A 2,139-nucleotide genomic window follows, 5' to 3' on the forward strand; every position below is an offset into this window, starting at 1 on the left:
AGATGGCCCTGCTGAACCCGCATCCGGCCCTCAAGGTCGCCCTTCCCGAAAGCCCGATGACCGACGGCTGGATGGGTGATGACTGGTTCCACTACGGCGCCTTCCGCGAGACCATGCTGGACTACATCATCGGCCAGACCAATCAGCGCGGTGGCGCCTACCGTGCTCCGAAACACATCTCTGAGGACCAGTACACAACCTTCCTGCACTATGGATCCTCCGGCGACTACGCCCGCGCCAATGGCATGGACCAGTTGCCGTACTGGAAAACAGTTGAGTCCCATCCCGCTTACGACGGCTTCTGGCAGGCCCAGGCTCTGGACAAGATCTCCATCGAGAAGCCGTTGACCGTTCCCACCATGTGGCTGCAGGGTCTGTGGGATCAGGAAGACATGTGGGGCGCCATCCATAGCTATCGCGCTACGGAACCGAAAGACAAGAACAACAGCATGAACTACCTGGTGATGGGCCCGTGGTTCCACTCGCAGGTGAATCGCGAAGGACGCGCGCTGGGACCATTCGTCTGGGACGGAGACACCACCCAATACTTCCGCCGCGAGATCATGATGCCCTTCTTCTCGCAGTACCTCGTGGACGGTGCTCCCAAAGCGAATACACCGCCGGTGCTGATCTACAACACCAGCGCCAACCACTGGGACCGATTCGACAAGTGGCCGCTCAGCTGCGGCAGCGGTTGCGAGAGCAGCGCCAAACCGATCTATCTCACCGCCAACGGCACACTAAGCTGGGATGCGCCCAAAGGCGGAGAACAGTACACGGCCTATACCTCTGATCCGGCGAAGCCTGTCCCCTATCTGCCCCGTCCTGTTTCGGAAGATCACTGGCGTACCTGGCTGGTCACCGATCAGCGCTTCGTCGATGGCCGCCCCGATGTCCTGACCTTCATCACCGAGCCGCTCAAAGAGCCTCTGCGCCTCAGTGGAACACCAGTTGTGAACCTGATGGCTTCCACCTCCGGAACCGACTCCGACTTCGCTGTGAAGCTGATCGACGTCTATCCCGAGAGTGCTCCTGACGACTGGAAGGGCTACGAGCTGCCGGTCTCGCTCGACATCTTCCGTGCCCGCTACCGCAAGAGCTTCGAGAAGCCGGAAGCCTTCAAGCCCAACGAGCCCGAACGAGTGAAGTTCGACCTGCCGCAGGTCAATCACACCTTCGAGCCCGGCCACCGCATCATGGTGCAGGTCCAGTCAACACTCTTCCCGCTCTACGACCGCAACCCCCAGACCTTCGTCCCCAATATCTTCGACGCCAAACCCGAAGACTATAAGAAGGCCGAACAACGCATCTGGCACGAATCCGGCAAGGCGAGCTTTATTGAATTGCCTGTAGTGAAGTAAGGCAGGTTGCCAGTTAACGGTTGCCAGTTTCCAGTTGAAAACCTAAGAGGGCAGGTTTCGCGCTTGCCCTCTTCTTATCAAGCAACACTAAGGGCGAAACGGGTAGACAGGTACAGACTAAGAGGACCCGCTGCAGGGTGTGTCGACAAATTCAGAAACACCCAGATCTCTTCCTTTTTGTCATTTCGCAGCGTAGCGGAGAAATCTGCTTCTCTACCCAGGCCTTCTCCCAACCCAGGCAACCCGAGATGTCCCGGCCAGTCCAACTGGCAACTGGCAACTGGCAACTGGCAACTGGCAACTGGCAACTGGCAACTGGCAACTGGCAACTGGCAACTGGCAACTGGCAACTGGCAACTGGCAACTGGCAACTAGCAACTGCCTTTCTCAATCACCGGGAGCCGGATGCGGCACATGCGCCGGAGCCGCGGCTTTCTTCGGGAAGAACTTTGCAAGACGCTTCTGCAGCTTGTCGAAGAAGAGATACACCGCCGGAGTCGTAAACAGTGTCAGGCACTGCGAGACCAGCAGACCACCCACGATGGTAACGCCCAGCGGCTTGCGCAGCTCAGAACCCGTCCCCGTCCCCAGTGCCAGTGGCAGACCTCCAAGCAGTGCCGCGAAGGTCGTCATCATGATAGGCCGGAATCGCAGCAGGCACGCCTCATAGATGGCGCCTTCGGAGTCCTTGCCGTGTTCGCGCTCGGCGGCAATCGCAAAGTCGATCATCATGATGGCGTTCTTCTTCACGATGCCGATCAGCAGCATCATGCCGATC

The 2,139-nt window shown here is 58.7% G+C and carries 2 protein-coding genes; one reads left to right on the top strand and one right to left on the bottom strand.

Annotated elements, in window-relative coordinates; translation table 11 throughout:
- Positions 1 to 1,361 (top strand): CocE/NonD family hydrolase (locus tag AB4043_RS23345; RefSeq protein ID WP_442308242.1); only part of this gene is annotated, 1,361 nt, incomplete at its 5' end.
- A 387-nt stretch (positions 1,362 to 1,748) separates the two neighbouring features.
- On the opposite strand, the gene AB4043_RS23350 is transcribed toward AB4043_RS23345, so the two are convergent.
- The coding region (locus tag AB4043_RS23350) for an efflux RND transporter permease subunit (protein ID WP_442308243.1) at positions 1,749 to 2,139 on the bottom strand (391 nt) is incomplete at its 5' end.

Origin of the sequence: Terriglobus sp. YAF25 (assembly GCF_052113305.1) — a bacterium.
GTDB lineage: Bacteria > Acidobacteriota > Terriglobia > Terriglobales > Acidobacteriaceae > Terriglobus.